The organism is Faecalibacterium sp. An122, from assembly GCF_002160895.1.
Lineage (GTDB): Bacteria > Bacillota > Clostridia > Oscillospirales > Ruminococcaceae > Faecalibacterium.
Window position 1 is genome coordinate 124,851 of sequence record NZ_NFLL01000001.1, and the last position, 20,593, is coordinate 145,443.

The following is a 20,593-nucleotide window of genomic DNA, read 5'->3' on the forward strand; positions in this document are numbered from 1 at the left end:
TGCGGGGCGCGTTGTTGTTTGATGAAAAGAATCAGCCGGCCATTTCAGCCACCAGGGCGGCCAGAGAGCGGACGGCCTGGATGAGTTCGGCCAGGGCGTTGATGTCCTCGTCCTTCATGACCGAGGCGGGCAGCTGGATATCGTATTCACCGGGCAGAGCCTTGCCGGTCAGTTCCAGATGCAGGCCCTGGCTGGGAATGTCCACCAGCACATGGCAGCGGAAAAATTCAGCCCAGATGCTCTGGATCGGGAAACCGATGGTGATGACCGCGCCCCCCTGGGACTCCTTGGGGGTGAAATAGAGGTATCCCTCCATGGCGTTGTCGGGATGAACCCGCTGCATGGAAAACAGGGAGAAAGCGCTGACCGAGTAGTCTTCCATTTCTGAGACGGTGGGCTCGGTGCCCAGCAGCAGGGCCAGCTGGTCCTGGGAGATGTAGTCACCCAGAGTCCAGTCGGGGATCAGGGAACCAATCAGCGGATACTTTGCGGCCAGACCGGACAGGAACGTCCGGTAAATCTGGCGGATGTTCAGAAGGACCTTGCCGTTCTGTACATAGAGATCGGTGAAGGCTTCTTCTTTGCCGGCGGCGTACCAGGCTAGATAGAGGTCGCTGCCGTGGCTCTGGCCCGAGAGGGTGCCGGTGAGGCCGCCCAGAGATTCCAGGGTGGAGTAGGTGAGGGAGGGCTCGGCCGCCGTCAAAGTCACCTGATAGTCAAAGGAAAAGGCAGCCCCCTTGGCCAGTGCGGCGGACCGGCTGCGGATCAGAAGGCCAAAGGCCAGCAGAACCGCCGCTGCAATGACGAACAGAACCAGGAGTACCCGGAAGGCCAAACGCCCCGGGCGCCGGGAGTTGGATTTGGATGCGCTCATAGAAACAACCTCCTTTTTGAGATGGATGGAAGGATGGGTGCAAAGGGTCTCTGAGCCGGTGTCGGCCGGAAGGGAAAAGACGTAAGAACGTGCCGATTCTGTGCAGGATGCCGCTGTTCTCTTGTTTGTCGGGGAAAGATATGGTAAAATATACCCGTCCGCTGCAAAAAGAAGCTTTTTGCCACTCACACGAACAGAAGGAGCGCTCCCCATGAAACAACGAATGGTATCTCTGGCCCTGTGCGGGCTTGTGCTGCTGACCGGCTGTCAGCGTTCGACGGTGCAGGAAGAGATCTGGGAGCTGGAGCAGGAGGACGTGGTCTCTTTTTCGGATGGAGAGGCCGTCGACCGCTGGCGCGGCTACCAGAACGGGCTGCGGGAGTCGTGGGTGCTGTACGAATTGTCGGATGGAACCACCATCCTGACCGAGGATGACGCGGCGGGTCCCGAAGGGGACGCCGGCTACAGCATCCTCAGCCAGGAAGTGCAGTCCGCCGTGTCGGCCTGGTATCAGGGGGCGGGCCGGCGGTATGACCTGAACACCCTGCTGCAGGCCGCCTATACCCGCTATCAGGAACAGGGAAAGGACAACTTCCAGGCAGGGCGGGTGAGCCAGAGGGTGGCCTCTACCGCTTTCAGTGAGCAGGTGATTTATTTTACCACCACCGTGGACCAGGCTGTGGACCCGGCGCAGGGACAGACCCTGCGGTATACTGCCGCCTTTGACCGCGCCAGCGGTCAAAGGCTGGAACTGTGGTCCCTGTTCACCCAGCCGGAAGCCAATGTGCGCCTGGCGCTGGCCGCCGCAGCCGGGGATGACCCTGCGGTGCAGGAACGTCTGGCCGCCGCCATCGACCCGGAACGGGTGATCTTCTATGCGGACCACCTGGAAGTGGATTTCCCGGCCGGAGCCTTTGAGGGGCTGGACACCGCCTATACCCTGGCGGTGGATTACGAACAGCTGTCCGGCCTGTTGTCCAGCCGCGCGCTGCCCAGCAGCGATGGCACCGCCTGAACCTGAGAAGACAATACAAGCCGCAGAGTGTGCGAACCGGAACGGGAGCGTACACCTGCGGCTTTTTGCGTTGGGTGCAAGTTGATTATAGCATGTTTTGCGGGCCAGGACAATCGGACGCCGGCCCAATTCTCTGGAGCATCAGGTCGATCCACTGCTGCATCTGCGGAGTAATCCACTTGTTGCGGTGATAGACCAGCTGGCTCCACATCTGAATCTGAGGGTTGTCCACTGAGAGAATGGTGAGCCGTCCGGCGTCCAGATGCTTCTGGACGGCATACTGGGGCAGGAAGGAGATGCCCACATTTTCCAGCAGCATATGGACGATGATGTCGGTGTTTCCGGTCTCCAGAAAGGGATGCATTTCCAGGTTTCGGGCGGCCACAATCTGTTCCAGATCGTAGCGGTAGCTGACCCCTTTTTCGGTGAGGGCCAGGGGCTGGGTCAGGATCTTTTCCAGCGGGATGTTTTGCTCGCCCGCCAGGGGATGACCGCAGGAGGCCACAAACACGATGGGCTCGGGCCGTTCCAGCACCTTGACCCACTCCGGGAAGTCGGTTTTCTTGTCCAGAAAGAACAGGACATCCACGTCGTTCTGGCGCACCATGTCGAACAGCTCCGAGATCAGGCCGGTGTGGATGCTGGTTTCCACCGCCGGGCACAGGGCGTGAAATTCCAGCAGAATCTGGGGCAGAACGCTGATGGACAGAGACTCGGCCGTGCCGATCCGCAGCTGCCCCGAGGGCTTGCTGTCGTCGCTGATAAACGTCTGGGCTTTCTGGGCAACCTTTAAGAGCTCCATGGCGTGGGGGATGAACCGCGCCCCGTTTTCGGTCAGCTTGATCCGCTTTCCGATCCGCTCAAAGAGCTGGGTGCCCAGCTCCTGCTCCAGCTGCTTGATCTGTACCGTCACCGCCGCCTGGGAATAACCCAGCTGCTGGGCCGCCCGGGAAAAGCTCTGAAGTTCGGCCACCCGCAGGAAGGTTCGTACCGTTCGCAGTTCCATCTGCTGCACCTCTCTTATAAATTTGAGTAAATAATTTTATAAAAACTATTCGTTTCACAAAACCATACATTCATGTTACACTAAATGAACGCAAAAATCAATCCGGTTTTAAGCGGTCGGAGAGGGGAAAGGGCCTGCCTGGAGCAGACCGGCATCTGCCCCGGAGCAAACCCATGGCCTGTGGGCCAGCGGAGACAATGAGGTTGAATTTCTTATGGCGCTGATACAGACAATGTACAATCTGCTGTGGGGAGATATCGTTCAGATTCCCCTGCCGGGAGGGAGCACTCTCGGCCTTTCCCTGTTGGTGATGATTCTGATCCCGGCGGGAATCTATTTCACCGTTCGGACCCGGTTCCTCCCGTTCCGGCTCTTTCCCGAGATGGTAAAGGTCACCCTGGAGAGCCACCGCAAAGAAGAACAGGCGGGCATCTCGGGCCTGCAGGCCCTGATCGTCTCCACGGCCTGCCGGGTGGGTATGGGAAATCTGGTGGGCGTGGTGGCGGCCATCTCGGCCGGCGGCGCCGGCGCCGTGTTCTGGATGTGGCTGATCGCCCTTCTGGGGTCCTCCACGGCCTTCATCGAGGCCACCCTGGCCCAGATTTACAAGGAAAAAGACCCCCTCTATGGCGGCTATCGGGGCGGCCCGGCGTATTACCTCCACAAGCTGTTCATCCGGGAGGGCAGCAAGCGGAAGCGCTCGATTGTGGCATCCCTGTTCGCCCTGTCGGGCCTGATCTGCTGGTGCGGAATCAGCCAGGTGACCAGCAACTCCATTTCCTCGGCGTTTGAGAATGCGTTCCATATTGATCCGCTGTACACCACCATTCTGCTGGTGATTCTGGCCGCCATTGTGGTGCTGCGGAAGAACGCCACCGTCAAGGTGCTGGACCTGATTGTCCCGGTGATGGCTGCGTGCTATTTCTTCATCACCATTTTCATCATCGTGAAAAACGCCCAGCTTCTGCCGGCGGTGTTCCAGCGGATTTTTGCCGAGGCCTTTGGTCTGCGCCAGGCCGTCAGCGGCGGCATCGGCGCAGTCATCATGAACGGCGCCAAGAGAGGCCTGTTCTCCAATGAGGCAGGTTCCGGCTCGGCGCCCTGCGCCGCCGCAGCCGCCGATATCAGCCATCCGGCCAAAGAGGGCCTGCTGCAGTCTCTGGGCGTGTTCATTGATACCCTGGTGATCTGCAGCTGCTCGGCCATGGTGATGCTGCTGACCCCCGAGAGCCTGACCACCGGCCTGGAAGGCATGGACCTGCTCCAGACCGCCATGCGGTACCATCTGGGCGAGTTCGGCGTGATCTTCATTGCGATGATTCTGTGGCTGTTCAGTTTCTCCACCTTCCTGGGAATTCTGTTCTATGCCCGGTCCAATGTGGCGTACCTGTTCGGGGACAACTGGATCTCCCAGACCCTGTACAAGATTCTGGCCCTGGTGATGCTGTTTGTGGGCGGCCTGGCAGCCTATCAGTTCGTGTGGGACCTGGGCGACGTGGGCGTGGGTCTCATGACGGTGTTCAATATGATCGCCCTGGTTCCGCTGGCCCCCAAGGCGCTGGCCTCCCTGCGGGACTATGAGGAACACGAAATGAAGCGCAGAAAGAGCTGAGTCTATTTCTCTTTCGGGACAAAAAATCGGTCCGTTGCTGCGTTTTGGCGGCAAACCGGGCGGGTTTGTGATACAGCAACAAAAAGTACCCCTGACATCGTGAAGCGTTCATGCGGTGTCAGGGGTTTTGTGTGAGAATGGGCGGTGGATGTGCCGGCCTTGTCTGCGGGCAGGATCCATAGAGCTGAAAAGAACCATGCAAGAGCCTGGCCGGGCTGGAACATCCCCGGCCGGCCTTTTGTGTGAACCGGGTGAAATCCATGGATTTTGATGCGGCGCCGTGGTACAATCGGTTTGCAGGATCAAACAAAGAAATAAACCGTGCAGAAAGGGAAACCGCTGTGAAATATGGGAGAATCATCGAGGGCCGTTTTCTCTCCCGGCCCAACCGCTTTGTGGCCCGGGTTGAGATCCAGGGCCGAGAAGAAACGGTGCACGTCAAAAACACCGGCCGGTGCAGAGAATTGCTGGTGCCGGGTGCGCCGGTGCGTCTGGAAGTGTCCGACAACCCCAGCCGCAAAACAAAATACGACCTGGTGGCGGTCCGCAAAGAGGGCCTTGGCTGGGTCAACATCGACAGCCAGGCCCCCAATCGGGTGGTAAAGGAATGGCTGGAAACCCAGGACTTTGACGTCATCCGCCCTGAGTTTTCCTATGGCCGGTCCCGCATTGATTTTGCCATGGAAAAGGCCGGCCAGACCTATCTGCTGGAGGTCAAAGGCTGTACTTTGGAGGTGGACGGGGTCGGTTATTTCCCGGACGCCCCCACCGAGCGGGGCGTCAAACATCTGCAGGAGCTGACCCAGGCCCAGCGGGCAGGGTATCGCTGCGGGATTGCCTTTGTGATCCAGATGGAGGGAATCACCGAGGTGCGGCCCAACACGGCCACCCATCCGGAATTTGGACAGGCCCTGGCGGAAGCCCGGGCCGCTGGGGTCAAGGTGTTGTTTCTGCTCTGCCGCGTGGGAGAAGATTCTCTGGAAATTGTGGAGCAGAGGGAAGGATGAGGACATTTCTGAAAGCAAGGCAGGGGTTTGCCGTGGGGCAGCCTCTGCCTTGTTTATTTTGAGAAAGAAAATTTGCTGTAAATCGTTCTTTTGAACAACAAAGCTTGTTCAAACGCCCTTTTGACTTTCGGATGTATGGAAATGGGTGCAAAGATCTTTCAAAAAGGACTTCCTGTTTGTTCCTTGGAATGATACAATAGATACGTCATCCTGAACCGCTCCGCCGGCCCGGCGTCCTCCGGGCGGCGGGTGGATGGAAAACCCGGCGAAAACGCGCTGGACTCCCCCGGCTGAAACCGGCAGTCTGCGGCATTTGGGGCGGCAGCTGCCAGAGGAAGGAGAGGATTTCAAAGCCTGAACGGGCGCAGAGCGCTGAACGAATCGGCGTGTGCTGCCTGTGCGGGCGGAGCGATATGCAAGAGCATTCAGGTTCACCTGCGGTATGAGACATCATCGAAAAGGAGAATGAGTATGCAAATCCTGATTATTGTGGCGGCTGTGGTTGTGGCGCTGGCTGCCTGGTACATTTCGCTGTATAACCGGCTGCGGCGGCTCTCGGTCAAGGTCCAGGAGGGAAGCTCCGGCATCGATGTGGCGCTGGAAAAGCGGTACGATATGCTGTCGGAAGAACTGGAAGCGGTCAAGAAATTCCTGCAGCATGAGTATGACGTGTACACCGGGATCACCGCGGTCCGCACCGGGAAAGAGCTGGAAGAAGCAGCCTTTGAAGAAAAGAAGGGCCTCTCGAAAGAGGCCGCCCAGACCATCCAGAAAACCATCAGCGAACAGCAGCTGCAGATGCAGGAGATCAAAAAGCAGATGGAGCAGCGCCGGGTTCAGAATGGCCCTGACGAGGACGGCGGCGCCGGTTCCGGCGACAGCCTGTCGGCGCAGCAGATGAGCCTGAACCAGAAGCTGGGCCTGCTCACCTCGGTACAGCAGGGGCTGAGCGGCGTCAGCTCCTCCATCAATGCCCTGGCCGAGCAGTATCCGGTCCTGTTCTCTATAAGGTCGATGGAGCACTTCCAGCGGGATATCTTTGACGCAGAGGAACATCTGCAGGCCGCCCGTCGGCTCTATAACGCCAACGTGTCTCTCTATAACCAGAGAATCGAGATGTTCCCTTACCTCATCGTGGCCAAACTTCACGGTATGAAAAAAGCCGATTTCTATGAGGTAGAGGAGAAGAAAAAGACGTTTGAAGTGAAGTTCTGATGCAGGCAGACCGGACGGCGGCCAATGGCATAATCCTCTGCCTGCGCTTCCAGAGCGCCGGGGCGAGGGAACGGAAGGCGGACCGCGATAACCCGCCGCCTGCTCTGCAATGGATGAATACCGCAGGCTCCCTGCATCAAAGGAGGAATTTTTACCATGGAATGGGTGGAACAGAACATCAGCGGCGTCAAGCTGGAAAAGCTGCGCAAGAATGCCCAAAAGAAAACCAAAATCATGCGGCGGATTCTCCCGTGTTCGTTTGGGGTGTTTGTGGCGATGGCTCTGCTCAACAAGGTCTGGGTGCTCGGTTATCTGGATGAGCTCCAGTGGGGAGACTCGACCACAACGGGGCTGTTCTTTGTGCTGTTGGGAGAGCTGATGATGGCGGCGATTCTCTCCTGTGTCATTTACCTTTTCTATTCCATTCTGGTGTGGAGAAAGGCCTATGACCGGTTCAACTACAGCTTCAAAAACAAGTATGTGCTGGATACCATCCGCCGGATTCCCGGCTTTTCCCGCCTGAAATACAACTCCCAGGGCGGCATCACCTATGAGGAGATGGATTGGATGAACCTGATCCCCAAGGGCGACAAGGTGTATTTTACCTCCTCGGATGAACTGACCGGGGAACTGGAAGGGGTGCGGTTCCGCACCAGCAACGTCTCCACCGGCCAGCGCCCCACGGGCAGACGTTCCCTGCCGGATATCCTGTTTGAGGGGCAGGTGCTGATTTTCTCCAGATTCGATGACCGCAAGAGCAGCCAGGGTTTTGTGCAGGTGTTCTCCAAAAAGGCCCTGCCGGAAATCAAGCGGACCACCGCCCCGCTGAATATCCACACCGAAAACAGCGTTTTCAATGAGAATTTTGTGGTGTTTGCGGAGAATGAAACCAACGCGTTTTACATCCTGACCCCGCAGGTACTGGAACAGATCACCGCGTTTCAGGAGGCCATGGAGGGGAAAGTCTACCTGGCCTTCAATGAAGAAGAACTGTATGTCACCTGCAGCCAGCTGCGCAATCCCTTTGACGCCCGGCTGGACCTGACGGTGGAGGAACAGTGCCAGCAGATCATCCAGGACACCAATATTCTGCGCAGCGCCCGGGACATTCTGGTCCGCGCCGGTGAGCACAGCAGCCCGTATTAATCCGAAAACAGGAAAGGAGAAACATACTTTATGGCTGGATTCATTGCCTGTTTTGTCACCGTAGGGGTGGGCCTCATCATAATAGTGGTCGGCAACTACTTTTTCAAACCCAGAGAACAGCGGGTTGAAGTGGACAATCCTCTGTCGCCCACCCTGCGGTGGATGAATACCGCAGGGTCCATTCTCCTGGCCGCCAACGAGGGCAGTTTCCGCAGGATGGCGGGAATGATTTACCCCGGTGGCGAGAACATCCCGGAGCGGGTGGAACGAATCCGGAACATGCTGCGGGATTACTGGGAGATTGAGACCCATGACCAGGCCATGGAGGAAATGCAGTCCCTGCTGGATACCGGAATGCGGGCCGCCTATGGCGCGGAAATGCAGCGGCTGGAGATCCGTTACGCCGGTTTCTCGGAGGAGCAGCTGATCCAGGTGGCCCGGGAGCGGAACCCCAAAGCCAATGAGGACAGCTTTCTTCCCAAGATGCTGATGGCCTATCGGAAGTACGGCGAGGACGCCCTGTTGGGCTGGGACATGGGCCGGGCGGCCTTTATCATCCAGTGCTGCTATTTTGTGGGATACGTCAGCATGGAGGAAGTTCTGGAAATCGGCGTGGAAGCAGGCAAAAAGGCCCAGACGGTTTTCCAGAACTGGGAGGAAATGATGGAAAGCTATCTGCTGGGCGGACAGTACTGGCAGCGCGACGACAAGAACAATCCCAAATCCATGACCGCCGAGCGCTGGAAACTCTACATCAAACTGTGGAAAGGCGAGACCGCTTCCCGCGAGACGCCCTATCTGTCGATTCCCTTTGACCTGCCTCTGTCCAAAGAAATTGTGACCGATAAGTACGGCTACATGGTCTGACGGCGATAAGACAAGCGGGCCGCTATGCCTTAAAAGAGACCGGAACATCCATACAAACCAGGAAAACCGCCGCCAGGGCAGACAGCCCGACGGCGGTTTTTGCTGCAAATGGTACCATGATAGAAAAAGCCGCCGGTTTGCTCTCGCAGGCCGACGGCTTTGGTTGCTTTATTTAACGGATTTGAAAGCCGCCCCCGGCCTCGGCCGAAGAGCAGAAAGCGCTTGAGGATTCTTTATAGAGCGCGGAAAGGTTATGCTTGGGCTAATTTATGCAGGGACAGAGACCTCTGTCACCTCTACATTCAGACTGGACAGGAACTGCTGAATTTCTGCCGCCGAGCCGGTAGGGAAGCCATCGTACAGGATAAACAGGCCCGTGGCGGACACAGCTCCGTCCTCGCCCACCAGGAAGGAAATCATGGCCGGCGCTGCGTTTTCGTAGGTGTAGAGATAGAGGAGATTTTCGTGCAGGTCGTCACAGAAAAAGATGCGGGAAGCCGTGCAGGCGCTGGCGGCGGCTAGGGCGTCAGCGCCGCCCTTGGCGTTGATCTGGGCCGCAATGGAGCTCTGGACGGTGGCCCGGAGATATGCCTGCAGGGTGTCCGAAAAAGCCTCTAAATCTGCGTTCCGGGTGAGATGGGATACCGTCTCGTCGGACAGCCGAATCTGATAGACGGTTTTGGGGTGGGAGTAGTCGCCGTCGCCCACAGCAGAGAGGATGGAGGCCATGTTCTGATTGCTGGAAAAGAGGGTGACCCAGTCCTCGTTTTCCGCCATCTCTTCCATCACCGATACGGTGGAAAGCCCCTCCTGATAGAGGGCGGAGGAGAGGCTGTTGGTGCCGCTGTAAGCCCCCAGCAGAAGAAATGCGCCCAGGGTGGGTAAAATCAGTTTAACGGCTTGTTTGAGTTTCATGGTGCGTGCCTCCAGTGTGAAGTTTCATCCAGCGAACGATCCCGCTTGCTGCGCCCGCGGCAGGGGATAGGATTCTGGCGTTTTGGGGTGGTCTGCTTTTCGGCGTATGCCGGTCAGGTCTGCGCGGTCTCGGGTGAAATCCGGGTGAACCGCCCGCTTGATGGCCCCAACAAAAACGCTCTGGCCAGTTGTCCAGAGCACAGAGCATGCAAGTGCAAAACCCCACTGCATCCCCAGGACAGACCTGAACGGTCTTGAAAAAGACCGAGGTTCATCACAGAGCCTCGATCCATCACAAACGGCATTGGCCGCAGTGAGGAGGCGGCCAAACGCTGTCAAAAGCAGAACCGGTATGTTACAAAGCATTATAACATAAATGCCCGGAAAAAGGGAGAGAAAACGCACAATCCGGATTTGTTTTGAAAGAAATTCGCGGAGACAGGAAGAAAAAGTTTTGGCCCTGTTAAGCGTTCCATACATAAAAATGTTCGGGAACAGGAGACTTTCTCCAAAACAGAAAAAGGTTATGTTATGATGTCCGCACAAAAAAGCGGGGGCGGTAGCCACCGTCCCCGTAGAGGGAGTAATTTATTTCTGCATGGCCTCAACGAACCACAGAGTCTTGTTGTACTGGGCCAGATGTTCCTCCATCATGGAGACCACGGCGTAGACGTCATCGGCGGCCGCGTCTGCCCGGATCTGCTGTGCCTGATCCCGAAGGAGGGTCAGGTCGGCCTGAACGATGCGGAGTACCTCACGGGAGCGCAGCTCGGCAGAGGGCAGTTCCTGAATAGAAGCTGCTGCCAGGTAATCCTTGAGAGAAGCCAGCGGCTGTTCGCCCTGCATTTTCAGCAGCTCGGCCACTTCATCCAGCACACCGGCCATCGCGTCGTAAAGCGTTTCCAGATACTCGTGGACCTGCTTGAAATCCGAGCCCACCACGTTCCAGTGGAGGTTGTGCAGCTTGATATACATGACGCCCATATTGGCGAGATAGGTGTTGAGAGCGGTTGCAAGTTCTTTCTTCATAAGGATGCTCCTTTCGATGTGAAAATTCGCTTGGTTAGATATATCTAACCTGTGGCTATAGGATAACAGAAAGAGTCCGACTTGTCAAGGTGAGCAGATCACACAATGAAATGTGATTTGATATGGACGATCACGAGCAGAAATTTCGCTTTATAGAGATGACCGGCATTCGCTTTTGTGAAAGCGTGTGAGGGTGTACATCCGGTTGCTTCCGCGGCGAGCGCGCACCCTGGCCGGGATAAGCAGCCGGACCGTTTCCCGCAGATGGACCCTGACGCTTCCAAAACAGGGGACAGCCGTCTTCCGATAGCAAAATCGGAGGGATTTCTATTTCCAAATGCGGCGGACCATAGTACAATAGGATCAATAACCCACCAAAACAGGGAGGCAGCCATATGGAACGACTGGACCAGGCCAAATGGGCCCGCAGAGAAATTTATGAGATGTTTTCGAAGATGGACTATCCCTTTTACTCGGTCACCATTCCGGTGGATGTGACCGAGATCAAGCGCCTTTCAAAAGCCCGGGGCGTGTCTTTTTATATGCTGATGGTCTGGGTGTGTACCAAGGCACTGAATTCCGTCCCGGACTTCCGTATCCGCATCCGCGGGGACGAACTGGTGGTGCTGGATCAGGCAAACCCCAGCTTCACCTATATGCCCAAAGGTTCGGAGGTTTTCAAAATTGTGACTCTTCCGTGGGAACCGGAGTGGGAGTCCTTCTGCCGCAACGCCCAGGAGCAGAGCGAACAGCAGACCTGTTTTATCCGTTCCGGCGAAGAGACCGACAGCCTGATTTATTTCTCGTGTACGCCCTGGTTTGACTTCACAGCCCTGACCAACGAACACAATTTTGATAAGGACGATACTGTGCCCCGGCTGGCCTGGGGAAAATATTACCAGGAAAACGGGCGCCTGTGGGTTCATTTGTCGGTCGAAGTGAACCACCGCACCATTGACGGCTTCCACATTGGAGCCCTGAAAGCCATCCTTGACCGGGAAATTCAGCACCTCGGGGAACAAAATCCGGATTGACAAGATGAGAAACATCCCCGGCATTTCCTCAGCTTGAAATCGAGACAAAACAGGCCAGGCAAGCCCTAAAGGCTGCCTGGCCTGTTTCTTGTGGAAGGATTACAATACCAGCCGCATCCGGAACCATCCGCCGGTCTGATCGAACTGGCAGACGGCGCCGTTTTTGCGGCAAAAGGCGGAGATGGACTGCACCCCCAGGCCGTGGCCTTCCTGCCGGGCTGTCGGCAGGCCGTCGATGTCAAAGACAACGTCCCCGGCGCACGGATTGGCAATTTCCAGCATGACGCCGGGATTGGCCACCATCTTGCATCGGATGCAGCGCTGTTCCTGAGGCAGCGCCAGATTGGCATGGATGGCGTTTTCCAGGGCGTTGGCCAGAACAATGGCCAGCTCGCCCTCGTCCACAGGAAGGTCGTCGGGCAGGGCGATTTTGGCCTCCACCGGAATGCCCTGGCTTTGAGCCTGCCCGAAGTAGGAGGAAAGGACCGCGTCCAGGATCGGCGGGCGGCACCAGCAGACGGTTTTCTGTTCATCCAGCCGCTGTTGGGCGGCGTCCAGAAAATCCAGTGCCGCGTCGGTGTCGCCTCGGGCTACCAGTTCGGCCACCGTCTGAAGCCGGTGGCGCAGGTCATGGCGCTGAATGCGGATGCTGTCCTCCACTTCTTTCACTTTTTGCAGCTTTTCTTTCAGGGAAGAAATCTGCATGGTCAACAGCGCGGCGCTCTGGCGTTCCATCTGGATGCGGTATTGGCCAAAAAGGCTTTTGAATACGGCGACATAGACAGCGATCAGCGGGATGACGGCTGCGTAGACATAGATGCACTGCAGTTTGTTTTCGAGGTAACTGCCGGGCCAGGAAGCCACAAAAATCAGGTAGACGCAAAACACGCAGGGGATCAAGGTAAGGACGCCCCAGTTGGCTGGGATGACTTTGATCAGCATGCGGAAGGGCCGCCGCAGAAAATGCCATTCCAGATAAATGACCGACCCGTAAAATGCGATCATCAATAGAATGTTGGCGAGCGCAGAGAGGTGAAACGATTCTGTTATCAGGCGGATAGAGGAGACCGCCAGAATCGACAGAAGAATCTGGGACATGTAATTGAAAACCGCCTGTGCAGGGGTATCGTTGGCTGCCCAGTATGTGAGAAAGGTGGCCGGCACAGAGATGGTGAGGAAAAACAGGCGCAGCAAAAGCAATTCTCCGCCGATCCACAGCAAGGCCAGACTGGAACCGACGACCCAGGCACTGTAGAGCGCCATGATGCACAGCAGCTTTCTGCGCCCAAAGCGGAATTCCGTGAGGCTGGCCATCATGCCCACCGTCATGCAGGTGATTAAAAAAGCGCGAAAGACAAGAAAAAATACATTGGTCATGGCGTTTTCTCCTGCGGCCCGCAGCCGCGTCCGGTTTCCTTGAAATCTGCGTCTGCGGCCCGGGCCGGCGGCGTTTTGGCCTCGTCACAATACCATCTGCAACCGGAACCATCCGTCGGTCTGATCGAAGTGGCAGACGGCGCCGTTTTTGCGGCAGAAGGCGGAGATGGACTGCACCCCCAGGCCGTGGCCCTCCTGCCGGGCTGACGGCAGACCGTTGCTGTCAAAAACCACATCCTCCGCGCACGGGTTGGATAGTTCCAGCATGATGCCGGGATTTCCCACCATCTTGCATCGGATGCAGCGCTGCTCCTGAGGCAGCGCCAGATTGGCGTGGATGGCGTTTTCCAGGGCGTTGGCCAGGACGATGGCCAGCTCTCCCTCGTCCACAGGGAGGATGTCGGGCAGGGCGATTTTGGCCTCCACCGAAATACCCTGGTTCTGGGCCTGGCCGAAGTAGGAGGAAAAGACCGCATCCAGGACCGGCGGCCGGCACCAGCGGATGGCCTTCTGTTCGTCCAGCCGCCGCTGGGCGGCGTCCAGAAAATCCAAAGCCGCATCGGTGTCGCCCCGTGATACCAGCTCGGCCACCGTCTGAAGCCGGTGGCGCAGGTCGTGGCGCTCGGTGCGGATGGCGTCTTCTGCCGCCTTCACAGCTTCCCTCCGGCTTTGCAGGGCGGACAGCTGCAAGGCCGAGAGCTGCGCGTCGTGGCGGGCCTCCGACTCTTTTCGGATGCTGGTAAAGTAAAACATCAGGATGGAATAAACCCCCAGCATCAGCAGTCCGATCGCAGGTTTGAGGAAGGTGCCGCCTGGATCAAAGCCGGCATATCCGGGGACCAGGTAGACGGCAATGATGTAGTAGGTTGCCATGACCAGGCAAATCAGCCACCAGCCCCGGTGCAGCTGCAGCAGGATCTGAAAAAACAGAGGGCGCAGGAAGCGGATCAGAAACCAGATGACCCCTGCGCTGAGGACGGCGTAGGACAACACCATCACCCAGAAGCGGCTGCCGGACAGGTAGTAGAACAACGCTGCTCCGTGGTGGATCAGCGTACAGAACAGAACGACCGAGAGCTGCTGAAAGATCAGCCTCCATCCCCGGAACCGGCTGAGCGAGAAAAAGAGCAGGATCAGCGGGATGTGGATGGTCATTGCATAAGTCCAAAAGGCGGTGTCCAGATCCACCGACCGGTACAGGACGGCCACCGCCGCCATCAGCAGGAGGGTGACGCAGGAAACAATGAAAATGGTCCGCCGCCGGGAATATCGGCTGTCCATGAACAGAAACGCCATCATCATATATAGAACCGTCAAATACTCCATAATAAACAGCTCTACCATGCGTTTCGATCCTCCAGCCAGTAGCCGCCCCAGGCTTTTTTGAAATCCACGGCCGAGGTCCGGGGCAGCGCCACCGTCTGGCCGTTGTCCAGCAGGGCGATTTGGCCGCTTACGCCGGCCACATGCTGGAAGTTCAGCACAAAGCTGGCCCCGCACAGGTAAAAGCGCCGGTCAGCCAGCAGGGGAGAAGCCGCCTCGCGGAAAGAAACCCGGATGCTCTGGGAATCCACCACGCCGGTGGTGCAGTAGTAACGCATGCAGCGCCCCACCCGCTCCACATACCGAATCTGCTCCAGCAAAACCCGCCGTGGCCCGTTCGGCGTGCTGACCATAATGGCGCTGCTCCGCCGCCGGTTCAGCTTTTCCACTGCCCCGTCCAGCACCTGAAAGAGTTTGGCTTTTTCGACGGGCTTGAGCAGATAAAAGAAGGCCTGGACGTCGTAGCTGTCGGCGGCAAAATCGTTGGAGTGGGTGAGATAAATGATTTCGCCGCCCTCGCCCAGAGCCCGCAGAAGCCGGCCGGTGTCGATCCCGCTGGGCTTGGGCATCAGGATGTCCAAGAGATAGAGGTCAAAGCCTCCCGCATTCTCCGCCCTTGCCAGCAGCGCCCCGCCGCTCTGGAATGCTTCCACTTGCCCTTTCAGCCCGGGCCGGGATTGAAAATAATCATCCAGCAACGCTTCTGTCTGATGGATCTGCTTTTCTTCGTCATCGCATATGGCGATCCGCAGCATTATTGCCATTCTCCCTTCCGCAGCAGAGTGCAAATTTTGCGCACAAGGCCTCAAATTCTGCGCATCTGCTCCCCGTTTTTTGACGATTGTTAGTATGAAAATAGCATGGAAGCTCCCAAACGTCAAGGGGCAGACCCAAAGAAAGGCGGCCATCGAAATGGCCGCCAAACAGATTCGGTTTAACAAAAATCCGGTCGTGTCAGGACCATGGCCCCGGGCGGGACCGGCGCATGGTTACGGGTTCTCCGGCGGCAGGAGCGGGAAACAAATCACCAGTTCAAACCGGCCGTCCCGGACGCCGGCCTCCAGGGTGCCGTGGTATCGCTCTGCGATCTCCCGCATCCCGGGCAGACCGAAACCGTGGGCGGTTTTGTCTGGTTTGGTGGTGGAAAGATCCGCCGGAACAGGTCCGCCCACCGGGTTCAGGACCTGCAGCATAAACAACCCCTTGTCCGCCTTGCAGCGGACGGTGACCCGGGGCTTTGCCGCACCGCTGGTCCCTTCGATGGCGTTGTCCAGCGCGTTGCCCAGAAGGGCACAGAGGTCGGTGTCCGCCATGGGCAGTTTTGCAGGCAGAGAAACCGCGAGATCGGCGGGGATGCCCCGCCGGTCCAGTTCCTCCAGCTTGGAGGATAGAACCACCTGGGCCGTCTCATTCTCGCAGATGCGGCCTCTGGGCTGGAGAGCAGGGGAGTCGGACATCTGGTGCAGGTAGTCCAGCGCCTGCGCGGATTCTCCAGCCTCCAGCAGACCCTGCAGGACGGTGAGGTGGTTCCGCAGATCGTGGCGCAGGCGGCGCACTTGGGTTTCCTGCTGCTGCAACCCCTGATAGTAAGTTTCCCGCAGACTGGCCAGCTGGCTGCTGCGCTCCAGGCGCTCGTGGTCGGCCAATACCGAGATGGCCAGCAGAAGCATCAGGGCGGTGAACAGGGCCAAAGGCAGCACCACCAGTCCCTGATTCAGTGCCACAGCGTTGACCTCCGGGGATTGGTATTTGCGGGAGGTCAGCAGGACAACGGCAATCAGAGCGCACAGGGGCATGGCAGCCAGCCCCAGCACCAGATTCCATAACCGCCCCGACAGGTTGGGAGGCTGCCTGGGCAGCCGGCGGCGAAACAAAAGATACAGTCCGCCATACATCAGTGAGCGGAGAAGCTGGTTTAAACCGATGTAGGACATCCATTCCAGATAGGTGTCCAGGATGGCGCTGATGGACATGATGAGGGTGAAAAAGATGATGGAGACCGCCAGCCGTCCCGGCCGCGGTCCCTGGGTAGACAACAGGCCCAGCAGCAGAAACACCGGCAGGGCATAGAGGAGGTTGGGGTCTCCGATCCAGATGACGGCCACGCTGGTGATGGCCAGGTTCAAAAACAAAACTGCCTTCCAGAACCAGCCCCGGCGGACCTGTGCAAAACCCACCCAGGCGGAAAAGAGCACGAAACCGTTCAGGGCCGCCGACAGAATCCAGAGGCTGCTCTGCCACAGTTGGCGAATCATCAGCATGGCGTTATCCCTCCAGTTCCGCCCGGGTGAGAGCCAGCAGGGCGGACTGCTGGCAGGAGCGGCTGACCGGCAGACGGGTTCCGTCCTGCAAGGTGATTTCGCCGCTTTCCAGCCGGGCGACCGCCCCGGCCCGGACCAGATAGCGCTGGTGAATCCGGACAAAGCGGCTCCCCACGTCGGCGGCCACGGCGTCCAGTTTTCCGTAAAAGGTATAGGTCCGGTCTGAGGTGACGCATTCCACCTGCCGCCGGTCGGAGGCAAAGTACAAAATCTTCCCCATCGGAATGCGGTAGTAGGTCTCTCCGCTGCGGCAGATATAAGCCTGGTCCAGCTGCCGCACCAGGGCGGCCTGGGCGCGGTCCAGAACCGATTCCAGCTGTTCTTTCCGGGGCGGCTTCATCAGATACCCCAGAGCGCCCACCGAATAGCCGTCGAATACATGGTCTGCATAGCCGGTGACAAACACCAGCTGCAGCCCCTCGTCCGCCGCCCGGAGACGGCGGGCGGTCTCCATGCCGTCCATTTCCCGCAGTTCCATGTCCAGAAAGAGCAGGTCCAGCTCCCCGGCATGGCGGCCGTACCACTGCAGCAGTGTTTCGCCCGAAGAAAACTCGAAATATTGCGCCGGCACATTTCTGGTATCCAGGATGTGTTCCAGCGCCGAGCGAAGAACCAGGCGCGCATCCGCCAGATCGTCGCAGATCCCAATTCGCAGCACAGCGATTCCCCCTGTTGGTGAAAGAAATGATGGCTTTATTGTACCACAGGGGAGAGATTCCTCAAAATCAAACTTGACATAAAACCCGCCAAAAATGACATCCTCCGCGGCTTGCAAGCGAAACTTGACCGCCCCGGTGCCAAATGTGACAGCCCCGTTTGCAGCAGGCCTCTGCCGCCGGTATCATGGACTTGTCAGAAGAAACCATGCAGCCGGGAAAGGACGGGCGATATCATGCTGAAGGTACAAGATCTGCACAAATCCTATCAGGTGGGAAAAACTTCCTATGAAGTTCTCAAGGGTGTGTCCCTGGAAGTGAAAAAGGGGGAGTTTGTGGCGGTGATGGGGCCGTCCGGCTCGGGCAAGACCACCCTGCTGAACTGCATCTCCTGCTATATTCCCATCGATCAAGGCAGCATCACCCTGGACGGGGCCGAGCTGGCCCGGCTGGGGGAGGAGGAACTGGCCCAGGTCCGCAACCAGCAGCTGGGATTTGTGTTTCAGGATTTTCTGCTGCTGGACGGCTTGACCGTCCGGGAAAACATTTTGCTGCCGGCCATCATCGGCGGCGCCGTCACGGCCCGAACCGAGGAGCGGGCCAACCAGCTGTGTACGGTGTTCGGGATCGGTGCCATCCGGGACAAATACCCGGCGGAAATTTCCGGCGGCGAAAAGCAGCGCACCGCCGTGGCCCGGGCCCTGATCAATCATCCGCTGCTGATTCTGGCGGATGAACCCACTGGAAACCTGGATTCCAAGTCCAGCCGGGCGGTGATCCGCTCCTTTGAACAGGCGCGGGATGTGCTGGAGGCCACCATTTTCATGGTGACGCACGATTCGTTTGCGGCGTCTTTTTGCGACAGGGTGGTGATCCTCAGGGACGGGGTGGTCTGGAAGACGCTGGCCAAAGGGCCGGATGACCGGGCCGCGTTTCAGGATAAACTGCTGGACACCATCCGGGAAATGGACAAGGAGTGATACGATGCGGCATTTTTCTGAAGTTTGCGGTGTGCTGCGGCGCAAAAACAAGAGCCGGTATGCTCTTTTGGCTGGATGCAGCTTCTTTTCGGTCCTGCTGATTACGGCCTACAGCTGCATGATGCGTTCGCCCACCATCCTGTCGGTGCTGCCGGAGGGCGGCGACTCCCGCAAACAGGTGATGATGGTGTTTGTTCTGGCGGTGGTGGGATGCGCCGTCTTTACGGCCTATGCTGCCGGGCTGTTCTTCCGGCAGAAATCCCGGGAGACGGGCGTGTTCCTGGCGCTGGGCGCCGCCCGGCGTCAGCTCCAGGCCGAGATGGGGAAAGAGCTGGCGGTGCTCTCTCTGCTCTCCTGTGCGGCAGGGGCCCTTCTGGGCGGTCCGCTGGCCTGGGGCGTGTGGCAGATATTCCGGCTGTTTCTGGTGGATTCCCAGGAAATGGCCCTGACCTTTGACCCGAAGGCCTATCTGCTGGCCCTGCTCTTTGCCGGGTATGTGGTGGCGGTCCTGTTTTGGATGGGGAACCGTGCCGTCAGGCACACCAACATTATGGATGTGGTTCAGGAGTCCCACCGCTCGGAACCCATCCGGGAGGTCAAACCCTGGTATGGCCGGGTGGGGATCCTTTTGGTGGTGACAGGCGCGCTGGCCGGCTACCTGATGCCGGGCTTCTTTGTGAATGTCCTTTGCTGGTATCCGCCTTCTGCGGTGAGCGCGGTTTTTTATCTGCCTGCCTTTGTGGGCATCTATATGATTCTCCTTCACACGGTGGTGAACGACTGGCGAAGGGGAAAGAGATACCAAAACATCATCACCACATCCATGATGAAATTCCAGGGCCGGCAGACGGTGCGGAATATGCTGGTGATGACGCTGCTGATTGCCGGGGCCTATTTTGCCGCCTTTTATTCCCCCATGCTGAGCAGCAGCTCGGCCTACAGCTTTTCCAGCCGGCCGGTGGATTTTGAATACCACATGCGCAGCGATCAGGAGCAGATCAGTCGGCAGGAGGTGGAAACTCTGGCGCAGGAATACGGCGTCGAGATCACTTCCTGGGCGCAGGTGGAGGCGGCGTCTTTGGGCGGTGACGGCACGGTGTCCATCGAGAGGAACAACGGCGTCTTGGGGGTTACCTATACCACCGAATACCGGGAAATTGCATCCGGCGGGACCTTCTTCTCCGAGTCGGCCTGGAATGCCCTCACCGGCCAAACGGTTGACCTGGCGCCCGGCACCTGCGCCAATGTGCTGGATGACGAGGGCGGCGGAGACTATCTGTCGGGCGGCGATGTGACCATCGTCACCAACATGGTCACCGGGGAAAGCCTGAACGTCGTCCCGGCCCAGCCGCTGCGGTTCACCATGCTGCTGGGGTGCTATGTGCTGGATGATGGCGATTACGCCGCCATCACGCGGGGCCTTACGGATGACTGGAAACAGACCTATGTCTGTTTCAATGTGGCGGACGTGCAGGCCAGCTATCCCTTTGCAGATGCCCTGTTTCATGAGATCGTCAATCGCTCCGGCCCGGAGGTGGAGGTGTTCGACGCCTGGGACCCGGTGAGCCGGCAGCTGCAAATAGCCGAAAAGGGAAGCTACAACTACGACGACCCGGAATACCTGAAAGCCAACGACCTGACCGTCATCGATTACGACCAGTGCGACACCTCGGATTTCCGGAACTATTGGCTTTATATGCCCCAGTTCCGCGTCCTGGATCAAAACGATTTTGTGACCACCATGGCGGTTTTTCTGATGCTGTTTATCTTCATTGCGCTGATCTGCTTTGCGGCGGTGGTGGTCATCGCGTTCACTCGCTGTATGACCCTGGCCCTCACCAATGCCCGCGTGTACGATGACCTGCGGCATCTGGGAGCGTCCAACGCCTATCTGTTCCAGACGGTCCGGGGGCAGGTTTCCAGGGTGTTTCTGGTTCCCGCCGTTGTGGGAACAGCCGTCATCAGCGCCTTTTATGGCATGATTCTCTACTTCAACGACAACCGTTTCACGCCCGGCGAATTTGCAGGGATGGGCACCTGTGCTGTGGTGATTTTGGTTTTGTCGGCGGTGCTCTATGGCGTTTACCGCTTTACGCGCCGCAGAGTCTGCCGGATACTGGGGATTGCCTGAATTTGTTCCAGATGGCGCGTTAAAGATGGGCCCGCAGGCCTGCACAAGGATGCGGCGGCATGAAATAGATAGAGAGGACGCCCGG

Annotated in this window: 18 protein-coding genes; 9 read left to right on the plus strand and 9 right to left on the minus strand. The window is 58.1% G+C overall.

Going from position 1 to position 20,593, the window contains the following annotated elements; genetic code table 11:
• Positions 1-31: 31 nt before the first annotated feature.
• Positions 32-874: a hypothetical protein gene (locus B5E67_RS00540; RefSeq protein ID WP_087381725.1), complete on the minus strand. Its 843-nt coding sequence runs from the start codon at positions 872-874 to the stop codon at positions 32-34.
• A 211-nt stretch (positions 875-1,085) separates the two neighbouring features.
• Between B5E67_RS00540 and B5E67_RS00545 the strand changes: the two genes are divergently transcribed.
• Complete coding sequence (locus B5E67_RS00545; protein WP_143405362.1) at positions 1,086-1,889, plus strand: hypothetical protein; 804 nt, start codon at positions 1,086-1,088, stop codon at positions 1,887-1,889.
• Between the two features lie 85 nt (positions 1,890-1,974).
• Here B5E67_RS00545 and B5E67_RS00550 read toward each other — a convergent pair whose 3' ends face one another.
• Complete coding sequence (locus B5E67_RS00550) at positions 1,975-2,895, minus strand: LysR family transcriptional regulator (RefSeq protein ID WP_087381731.1); 921 nt, start codon at positions 2,893-2,895, stop codon at positions 1,975-1,977.
• A gap of 214 nt (positions 2,896-3,109) precedes the next feature.
• On the opposite strand from B5E67_RS00550, the gene B5E67_RS00555 reads away from it, so the two are divergent.
• The 5 genes from B5E67_RS00555 to B5E67_RS00575 all read left to right on the plus strand — a co-directional run bounded on the left by B5E67_RS00555 (position 3,110) and on the right by B5E67_RS00575 (position 8,742).
• Positions 3,110-4,507: an alanine/glycine:cation symporter family protein gene (locus B5E67_RS00555; RefSeq protein ID WP_087381733.1), complete on the plus strand. Its 1,398-nt coding sequence runs from the start codon at positions 3,110-3,112 to the stop codon at positions 4,505-4,507.
• Between the two features lie 341 nt (positions 4,508-4,848).
• Entirely contained in the window at positions 4,849-5,514 is a 666-nt protein-coding gene (gene sfsA / locus B5E67_RS00560) for a DNA/RNA nuclease SfsA (protein WP_087381736.1), read from the plus strand.
• A gap of 471 nt (positions 5,515-5,985) precedes the next feature.
• Positions 5,986-6,729, plus strand: coding sequence for a LemA family protein (locus B5E67_RS00565; protein WP_087381739.1), 744 nt, complete (start codon positions 5,986-5,988; stop codon positions 6,727-6,729).
• 156 nt (positions 6,730-6,885) lie between these two features.
• On the plus strand, positions 6,886-7,875 hold the full coding sequence (locus B5E67_RS00570) for a DUF3137 domain-containing protein (RefSeq protein ID WP_087381742.1): 990 nt from the start codon (positions 6,886-6,888) through the stop codon (positions 7,873-7,875).
• A gap of 30 nt (positions 7,876-7,905) precedes the next feature.
• Entirely contained in the window at positions 7,906-8,742 is an 837-nt protein-coding gene (locus B5E67_RS00575; RefSeq protein WP_087381746.1) for a DUF1266 domain-containing protein, read from the plus strand.
• A gap of 267 nt (positions 8,743-9,009) precedes the next feature.
• Here the strand turns inward: B5E67_RS00575 and B5E67_RS00580 are convergent, their stop codons facing one another.
• On the minus strand, positions 9,010-9,657 hold the full coding sequence (locus B5E67_RS00580; protein WP_087381749.1) for a hypothetical protein: 648 nt from the start codon (positions 9,655-9,657) through the stop codon (positions 9,010-9,012).
• Between the two features lie 588 nt (positions 9,658-10,245).
• Positions 10,246-10,686 carry a DNA starvation/stationary phase protection protein gene (locus tag B5E67_RS00585; protein ID WP_087381752.1) on the minus strand — a complete coding sequence of 147 codons (441 nt, stop codon included), beginning with the start codon at positions 10,684-10,686 and terminating at the stop codon, positions 10,246-10,248.
• A gap of 395 nt (positions 10,687-11,081) precedes the next feature.
• Here B5E67_RS00585 and B5E67_RS00590 point away from each other — a divergent pair, with 395 nt between their 5' ends.
• On the plus strand, positions 11,082-11,720 hold the full coding sequence (locus B5E67_RS00590) for a CatA-like O-acetyltransferase (RefSeq protein ID WP_087381756.1): 639 nt from the start codon (positions 11,082-11,084) through the stop codon (positions 11,718-11,720).
• Between the two features lie 99 nt (positions 11,721-11,819).
• On the opposite strand, the gene B5E67_RS00595 is transcribed toward B5E67_RS00590, so the two are convergent.
• From B5E67_RS00595 to B5E67_RS00615, 5 genes are all read right to left on the minus strand, one after another.
• Positions 11,820-13,097, minus strand: a complete 1,278-nt coding sequence (locus tag B5E67_RS00595) for a sensor histidine kinase (protein WP_087381759.1) — start codon at positions 13,095-13,097, stop codon at positions 11,820-11,822.
• Positions 13,098-13,181: 84 nt separating this feature from the next.
• Complete coding sequence (locus B5E67_RS00600; RefSeq protein ID WP_087381763.1) at positions 13,182-14,441, minus strand: ATP-binding protein; 1,260 nt, start codon at positions 14,439-14,441, stop codon at positions 13,182-13,184.
• A complete protein-coding gene (locus tag B5E67_RS00605) occupies positions 14,435-15,184 on the minus strand; it encodes a LytTR family DNA-binding domain-containing protein (protein ID WP_158098831.1) in 750 nt (249 codons plus the stop codon). Before B5E67_RS00605 ends, B5E67_RS00600 begins: the two co-directional genes overlap by 7 nt.
• A gap of 225 nt (positions 15,185-15,409) precedes the next feature.
• The gene (locus B5E67_RS00610) at positions 15,410-16,681 is read right to left on the minus strand and encodes a GHKL domain-containing protein (RefSeq protein WP_087381769.1); all 1,272 of its coding nucleotides are present in this window, start codon (positions 16,679-16,681) and stop codon (positions 15,410-15,412) included.
• A 4-nt stretch (positions 16,682-16,685) separates the two neighbouring features.
• Entirely contained in the window at positions 16,686-17,399 is a 714-nt protein-coding gene (locus B5E67_RS00615; protein WP_087381770.1) for a LytTR family DNA-binding domain-containing protein, read from the minus strand.
• A 234-nt stretch (positions 17,400-17,633) separates the two neighbouring features.
• Here B5E67_RS00615 and B5E67_RS00620 point away from each other — a divergent pair, with 234 nt between their 5' ends.
• Both B5E67_RS00620 and B5E67_RS00625 read left to right on the plus strand, forming a co-directional pair.
• Positions 17,634-18,377: an ABC transporter ATP-binding protein gene (locus B5E67_RS00620; protein ID WP_087249099.1), complete on the plus strand. Its 744-nt coding sequence runs from the start codon at positions 17,634-17,636 to the stop codon at positions 18,375-18,377.
• Positions 18,378-18,381: 4 nt separating this feature from the next.
• A complete protein-coding gene (locus B5E67_RS00625; RefSeq protein WP_087381773.1) occupies positions 18,382-20,508 on the plus strand; it encodes an FtsX-like permease family protein in 2,127 nt (708 codons plus the stop codon).
• Positions 20,509-20,593: the final 85 nt, after the last annotated feature.